The 7,481-nt window shown below is 71.9% G+C and carries 5 protein-coding genes and 1 pseudogene; 5 read left to right on the forward strand and 1 reads right to left on the reverse strand.

Going from position 1 to position 7,481, the window contains the following annotated elements; translation table 11 throughout:
- Positions 1-281 precede the first annotated feature (281 nt).
- From GWI24_RS36725 to GWI24_RS36745, 5 genes are all read left to right on the forward strand, one after another.
- The gene (locus tag GWI24_RS36725) at positions 282-1,187 is read left to right on the forward strand and encodes a hypothetical protein (protein ID WP_210950373.1); all 906 of its coding nucleotides are present in this window, start codon (positions 282-284) and stop codon (positions 1,185-1,187) included.
- Positions 1,188-1,285: 98 nt separating this feature from the next.
- Positions 1,286-2,680: a hypothetical protein gene (locus tag GWI24_RS36730; protein ID WP_210950374.1), complete on the forward strand. Its 1,395-nt coding sequence runs from the start codon at positions 1,286-1,288 to the stop codon at positions 2,678-2,680.
- A 347-nt stretch (positions 2,681-3,027) separates the two neighbouring features.
- Positions 3,028-4,200: an ADP-forming succinate--CoA ligase subunit beta gene (sucC, locus tag GWI24_RS36735; RefSeq protein ID WP_210950375.1), complete on the forward strand. Its 1,173-nt coding sequence runs from the start codon at positions 3,028-3,030 to the stop codon at positions 4,198-4,200.
- Between the two features lie 21 nt (positions 4,201-4,221).
- Positions 4,222-5,106, forward strand: a complete 885-nt coding sequence (gene sucD, locus GWI24_RS36740) for a succinate--CoA ligase subunit alpha (RefSeq protein ID WP_210950376.1) — start codon at positions 4,222-4,224, stop codon at positions 5,104-5,106.
- Between the two features lie 208 nt (positions 5,107-5,314).
- Complete coding sequence (locus GWI24_RS36745) at positions 5,315-7,177, forward strand: DUF6350 family protein (RefSeq protein ID WP_210950377.1); 1,863 nt, start codon at positions 5,315-5,317, stop codon at positions 7,175-7,177.
- A 108-nt stretch (positions 7,178-7,285) separates the two neighbouring features.
- Here GWI24_RS36745 and GWI24_RS36750 read toward each other — a convergent pair.
- Positions 7,286-7,481, reverse strand: a pseudogene (locus tag GWI24_RS36750) (hypothetical protein); the annotation flags it as partial.

Genomic DNA, 7,481 nt, shown 5'->3' on the forward strand with positions numbered 1-7,481 from the left:
GCCGCGCTGGGCGCGCCCGCCTTCGCCTGCACCCCCGATCTCTTCCCGGAAGTGATGGCCGCGGCCATCGAACGACGCCAAATGCCTATACCGGACATGACGATGCATCAGTGATCCGGGGCTTGCGCCGACCCCTGTGGGTCGTGCAAGGATCATCCCCGTCGCCCAGGACGTGAATCCAGCCATCCGGTTGGCGATGTCGTCCTGTTCTGGCGGCCACAAGCCATAGCGCCACGCTTACGTGCCCGTTGTACGCCTCGTACTCAGGGAAGGTCCCGCTCGTGTCTGTCACGTCCGCCATGCCTGTCGCCGTGCGCCTGCCGCGCACGGTGGCCGCGCGGCGGGCGCTGCTGGCGGCGCTCTTCCTCGGCGGCTTCCTCGCCCTGGCGTTCCTCTTCGGCGGCAGTGCTCACGCCGCCGAGCGGAGCGACCAGGGCGCTGTCGTCGGCGCGACGAGCGAGCAGGCCGGGGACACCGGCGCCTCGGTCGACCGCTTCCACGTGTCCCGGCCGCTCGACTCCTCGGGTGTCGAGCGGGCGCGGCGGGAGGTGGAGCGGTACGCGCCGCCGGTGGTGACGCGCACCACTGACACGGCGGAGGACGTCGTACGGGAGACCGTGCGGCCCATCCAGGAGCCGGTCGAGCGGCAGGCGCAGAAGATCACCAAGCCGATAGGCGACCTGGTCGGCGACACCACCAGCGGTGAGCTGCCGGTGCGCCTTCCCGACGTCGGCATCGGTGACGCGATCGGCGTGGGCCCCCAGGACTCCATGGCGCACCACGGCCCGGCCGCCGAGCACCACGCGGCCAAGGCCGAGCCGGCGACCGTGCACAAGGCGGCGCCCGCGGCGCCGGAGCCGATGGGGCCCGGAGCACACGCCCAGGCCGTCCTCGCGCACTACGGCGCGGCCGTCTCCCACGACGGGCACGGGCCCGCCGTCCGGGCGGCCGTCTCCGGCACCGGTCCGGACGGTGGCGCCCCGGCGCCGCTGCCCCTTCCGCGGTCCCCGCTCGGGGCCACCTCCCAGTACACCGGCGACAGCGGCGCTTCCCGTGGTGGGAACACCCAGGCCGCTCTTCCGCCGTCCGGCGTGCCGTCCTTCGGGCTGAAGCCCGGTACGGTCCGCGCGGAGAGCTCGGCGCCGACGCGCGAGCGGTTCAACGAAGTCCTCGAATTCCCCGGCTAGGGCAGACCTCACCCCCGTCTGTTGAGACCTGCCGCGCGGGGGCGGGTCAGGTCTGCCCGTCCGAAACCTCTCTTGACTTTCGAAGGACTTCCTCCACCATGCGCAACAACCTTCGCCGCTCCATCCTCGTAGCCGCTGCCGCCACCGGTATCTGGGCCCTCGGCTCGGCCGCCGCCTCTGCCGCCGAGAACCCGGCCGTTCCCTCCACCGACGGTGTCACCAGCACCGTGGACGGCGTGACCAAGACGGTCGACGGTGTGACCGGCGGCGTGGCCGACACCTCCAAGGTGACCGACACCGCGAAGAAGACCGTGGACGGCGCCGCCTCCACCGTCGACGGCGTCACCGCCCCGGTGCGGGACCGCGTCCCCGGCGCCGAGAACCTGCCGCGGGTCTCGGATGTCACCAAGACCGTCGAGCACACCACCGACGGCCTGACCGGCGACGTCGCCGGCAAGCCGGGCAAGGTCGTCAAGAAGGCCCACAAGGCCGTCAAGGGCGTCGAGAAGACCGTCAAGAAGACCACCGACCTCGACCTGCCCACCGGCGAGGTCCCCGGCGTCGTGCCCAGCCTGCCCGGCCTCGGCTCGCTGCCCGACACCTCCACGCTGCCCACCGGCTCGCTGCCGAACGTCGACGGCGTCACGGGCCAGCTGCCCACCGAGCTCCCCGCCACCCCGAAGCTGCCCTCCGCCCCGGGTTCGGCCAATGACCTGCTCGCCTCCCTCTCCGGCGCCGGCATCCGCCCGGAGGAGCTGACCGGCAAGGTGCAGGGTGTCGTCGGCACCACCAAGCCGGTCGTCGACGGTGTGGCCTCGGACGTGCTGCCGCCCGCCGTGCACCGCCTCGTGGTCAAGGTCGTCCCGGTCGCCGAGCGGACCGTGGGTGACACCGGTGCGCTGGCCGACGACGCCGTGGCCCGCACCACCCCGTACGTGGACGTCGTGACCGGCAGCGCCGAGGGCTTCGCGCTGGGCACCGGCTCCAACGTGGTTCCGGCCGCCCAGGACACCGTCGACCGCCTGGTGCCGGTCGTGGTGAGCGTGCCGTCCACCGCCGTTCCGTTCGCGCAGGACGTGGCGGGCACCACCGTGCCGTTCGCCCACGGGCTGGCCACCGGCGTGGTCGCGAACGCCCAGACCACCGTGGGGAACGCCAAGGACGGTGCGCTGAGCCTGCTCCCGGCGGTGCCCACCGACCTGGCCGACGTCGCCAACATCCCGGCCCTCCCGGTGCTGCCGGCCGACCTGCCGCAGCTCCCGGCCGACCTCCCGCAGGTTCCGGCTGAGCTGCCCCAGCTCCCGGCCGACCTGCCGCAGCTCCCCGCGGACCTGCCGGCCGTCCCGGCCGACCTGCCGCAGCTCCCCGCGGACCTGCCGGCCGTCCCGGCCGACCTGCCGCAGCTCCCGGCCGACCTCCCGCAGGTTCCGGCGGACCTGCCCTCCGTCCCGGTCCAGCTGCCGACCGTTCCGGGCACGCTCCCGACCGTCTGATCGCTCCGGCGGGCGTCAGACAGTCAGGCCGTGAAGGCCATGCAGGCTGCGAAACCGTAAAACCGTAAGGCAAGCGTCATCGACCGGGCAGCCCTCGTTGGGGAGGGGGCTGCCCGGTTGTCGTACGGAGATAGATGGAAACGGTCGCGATCTGTGACCGTAATCACCGCTCCAGTGTGATCTGCGATTTAGGGCCGCACGGCCCACGGAGATAACCTGCGAGACGGACATGCCGCGTACCCGGCGAACGTGTGCCGCCCTCGTTATAGATCGCGTCCTCACGCTGCCCCCGCGGCACGCCCGCGCTGATAACGACCGCGAAATCCATGGAAAAGGGACGGACGCGCGTGGACCTGTTCGAATACCAGGCGAAGGACCTCTTCGCCAAGCACGGTGTACCGGTGCTGGCCGGTGAAGTCATCGACACGCCTGGGGCGGCGCGCGAGGTGGCCGAGCGACTGGGCGGCCGCGCGGTCGTCAAGGCGCAGGTCAAGACGGGCGGCCGCGGTAAGGCGGGCGGCGTCAAGCTGGCCTCCGACCCGGATGACGCCGTCGAGAAGGCCGGCCAGATTCTGGGTATGGACATCAAGGGCCACACGGTCCACAAGGTGATGCTCGCCGAGACCGCGGACATCAAGGAGGAGTACTACGTCTCCTTCCTGCTGGACCGCACCAACCGCACCTTCCTCGCCATGGCCTCCGTCGAGGGCGGCGTGGAGATCGAGGTCGTCGCGGAGCAGAACCCCGAGGCGCTCGCCAAGATCCCGGTGGACGCCATCGAGGGCGTGACCCAGGAGAAGGCCGCCGAGATCGTCGCCGCCGCGAAGTTCCCGGCCGAGATCGCGGACCAGGTCGTCGCGGTCCTGCAGAAGCTGTGGACCGTCTTCATCAAGGAAGACGCCCTGCTCGTCGAGGTCAACCCGCTGGTCAAGACCGAAGACGGCAAGGTCATCGCGCTGGACGGCAAGGTCTCCCTGGACGAGAACGCCGCCTTCCGGCAGCCGGAGCACGAGGCGCTCGAGGACAAGGCCGCGGCCAACCCGCTCGAGGCGGCCGCCAAGGCCAAGGGCCTCAACTACGTCAAGCTCGACGGCGAGGTCGGCATCATCGGCAACGGCGCGGGTCTGGTCATGTCCACCCTCGACGTCGTCGCCTACGCGGGCGAGACCCACGGCGGTGTGAAGCCCGCCAACTTCCTCGACATCGGTGGTGGCGCCTCCGCCGAGGTGATGGCCAACGGTCTCGAGATCATCCTCGGCGACCCGGACGTCAAGTCGGTCTTCGTCAACGTCTTCGGCGGCATCACCGCCTGTGACGCGGTCGCCAACGGCATCGTCCAGGCCCTGGAGCTGCTGAAGTCCAAGGGCGAGGACGTCAGCAAGCCGCTGGTCGTGCGCCTCGACGGCAACAACGCGGAGCTGGGTCGCAAGATCCTCACCGACGCCAACCACCCGCTTGTTCAGCAGGTGGACACCATGGACGGCGCGGCCGAGCGTGCCGCCGAGCTGGCTGCGAAGTAAGGGACGAGGTCACCAGAAACCATGGCTATCTTCCTCACCAAGGAAAGCAAGGTCATCGTCCAGGGGATGACCGGGTCCGAGGGGCAGAAGCACACCCGTCGGATGCTTGCCTCGGGCACCAACATCGTCGGCGGCGTGAACCCGCGCAAGGCCGGCACCACCGTGGACTTCGACGGCGCCGAGATCCCGGTCTTCGGCTCCGTCAAGGAGGCCATCGACGCCACCGGCGCCGATGTCACGGTCATCTTCGTCCCGGAGAAGTTCACCAAGAGTGCGGTCATCGAGGCGATCGACGCCGAGATTCCGCTCGCCGTCGTGATCACCGAGGGCATCGCGGTCCACGACTCCGCCAACTTCTGGGCCTACGCGGGCAAGAAGGGCAACAAGACGCGCATCATCGGCCCGAACTGCCCGGGTCTGATCACGCCGGGTCAGTCGAACGCGGGCATCATCCCGGCCGACATCACCAAGCCCGGCCGGATCGGGCTGGTGTCGAAGTCCGGCACGCTGACCTACCAGATGATGTACGAGCTGCGGGACATCGGCTTCTCGTCCTGCGTGGGCATCGGCGGTGACCCGATCATCGGCACCACCCACATCGATGCCCTCGCCGCCTTCGAGGCCGACCCCGACACCGACCTGATCGTGATGATCGGCGAGATCGGCGGCGACGCCGAGGAGCGGGCCGCGGACTTCATCAAGGCCAATGTCACCAAGCCGGTCGTCGGCTATGTGGCGGGCTTCACCGCCCCCGAGGGCAAGACGATGGGCCATGCGGGTGCCATCGTCTCCGGCTCCTCCGGCACCGCCCAGGCGAAGAAGGAGGCCCTCGAGGCCGCGGGCGTGAAGGTCGGCAAGACCCCGTCCGAGACCGCGCGCCTGGCGCGCGCCGCGCTGGCCGGCTGACGCCGCCACGGCTCGATGCCGCGGGCCCGTACCACCCCATGGTGGTGCGGGCCCGCGGCGTTCCCGGGCGACGGATACCCGGGCGGAACGCGGCAAGCCACCCATCCGTTCCGCAACTCTATAAAAGACGCATAAGCGGACTAGCCGCGACACGGCGACCAAACCCTTGATGTAGGGATGAAACGGCTGTTATTGGCAGCATGGTCATGTGACGCAAACGACCGATCGCAGCCCGTCGGTGTCCGCACGCGACCGCTCAGCGCCCGGGCGCTCCTCCGCCATCAGGGAGGCGTTCCTCGGCGGGGTGGTCGCCGCGGGGCTCGGCCTCGGCACGCTCGCCGTGGTCGTACTGCTGCTGTGGATCACTTCCTCGTCCCCCGAGAGCAGCCCCGACGGAGCCCTGCATGTCGCCGCCGACCTGTGGCTGCTCGGCCATGGCGCCGACCTCGTGCGCACCGAGACGCTCTCCGGCCACACCGCGCCCGTCGGGCTGACCCCGCTGCTGCTCAGCGTGGTGCCGTGCTGGCTGCTGTACCGGGCCGCCCAGCACGCCGTCTACCAGGCGGAGCCCGACGAGGGCGAGGGGCAGTGGGTGCCCGAGGAGTCCGTCGTCGATCCGCGCACCGCCTTCGCCTGGGTGACCGGTGGCTATCTGCTGGTGGGCACCGCTGCCTTGGTGTACGCCTCGACCGGGCCGCTGCGTGTCGCTCCGCTCAGCGCGCTGCTGCATCTGCCGGTCGTCGCCGGGGCCATCGCCGCCGTCGGCGTGTGGACGGCCGACGGACGGTTCCCGCTCCGCCTGCCCGGACAGGTGAGCGAGAGACTGCGACGGCTCCCCGGCGCCGAACGGACCGTAAGGACAGCCGCGTCCCTGGCCGCGCGCAGCTGGTGCCGGCGCCGTCGGCTGACCGCCGCGCTACGGGCCGGGACCAGCGGTCTCGTCGTCCTGCTCGGCAGCGGTGCGCTCCTTACGGCGACGTCGATGCTGAGCCACGCGGGCGCCGTGCAGGTGACCTTCCTCAACCTCAGCGATGTGTGGTCGGGGCGGTTCGCGGTGCTCCTGGTGAGCCTGGCGCTGCTGCCGAACGCGATCGTCTGGGGCGCCGCGTACGGGGTCGGTGCGGGGTTCACGGTCGGCGGCGGCAGTGTGGTCGCGCCGCTCGGCATCACCTCCTACCCCCAGCTGCCGCACTTCCCCCTGGTCGCCGCGCTGCCCACGGACGGCTCCGGCGGGCCGCTGGTCTGGCTCACGGGGATCGCGGCCGGGGCGTCGGTGGCCTGGTTCATCGGGATCGCGGCGGTGCGGCGGCCCGGCAACGGCGAGCCCAGGCCGCCCTGGGGCTGGGCCGAGACGCTCGTGCTCGCCGCGCTGGCGGCGATCGGCTGCGCGGCCGCGATGGCGCTGCTGGCCGGGGTCTCGGGCGGACCGCTGGGCATCGGCATCCTCGCCGACCTCGGCCCGAGCTGGTGGCGCACGGGCATGATCACGCTGGCCTGGACGGGAGTGATCGGGGTGCCCGGCGCGATGGTGTTGCGCTGGTACCGGCTGTGCGTCCCCACCAGGGCCTCCTGGCCGGAGTGGAAGGCGGCGCGGGCGGAGCGCCGGACGTCCCGCGCACAGACCCGTACGGCGACCAGGGAGGCCCGTACGGAGGCCAGGGCCGCCCGTGCGGCGCGGGCCGCGGCCGAGGCGGAGGCGCGGGCGGCGGTACTGCCCACGGTGTCGCCCATGGAGTCCGCCGAGGTGCGGGAGGCGATGGCCGAGCCGTGGTGGCAGTGGCTGCGCCCCGGGGCCTCGGGCGCCGACCGCAAGCGGAACCGTAAGGCGGCCCCCGGCGCCGGTGCGGAGACGGGACGGGGGACCGGACACGAAACCGGTGTGGGCACGATGGCCGGGCTCGCGACCCCTGTGGGCACCCCGGGCGCTGCCGGGGCGGCCCGCCCGCGCCGCTGGGCGCTGAGCCGGAGGCGTGCCCCCGAGCCGCAGCAGCCCACCGGGTCCAAGACCGCCCCGAACCCCCTTCGCACGGAGCCTTCGCCGCCGCCGGACGACGCCCGCCGCGAACCGTAAGGCGGTCGGCAGGCGGGCGCGAACCGTAAGGCGGTCGGACAGGCGGGCGCGAACCGTAAGGCGGTCGGCAGGCGGGCGCGAGCCGTCCGCCGTGCGGGCTCGGCGCCGTCAGTCCTGCGTGCTCAGCAGGGGGCGGAGCTGCTCGGGGAGCAAGGTTTCGCAGTCGTGGCGCGAGGTCTGCGTAAGGGCGTCGTCCACGCAGGTGTAGTAGTCGCTGTAGACGACCTGGAAGCTGAACGTCGCCGCGACGATGGCGAGCGCGAGCCCGCCCGTCACCAGACCGCTGATCGCCGCCGTGGCCTGC

Source organism: Streptomyces sp. MK37H (assembly GCF_018035285.1).
Taxonomy (GTDB): Bacteria; Actinomycetota; Actinomycetes; order Streptomycetales; family Streptomycetaceae; genus Streptomyces; species Streptomyces endocoffeicus.

Bases quoted from the DNA above. Each gene is read 5' to 3' on its own strand.
- GWI24_RS36730 (WP_210950374.1), top strand. From the start codon at position 1,286: ATGCGCAACAACCTTCGCCGCTCCATCCTCGTAGCCGCTGCCGCCACC.
- sucD (WP_210950376.1), top strand. From the start codon at position 4,222: ATGGCTATCTTCCTCACCAAGGAAAGCAAGGTCATCGTCCAGGGGATG.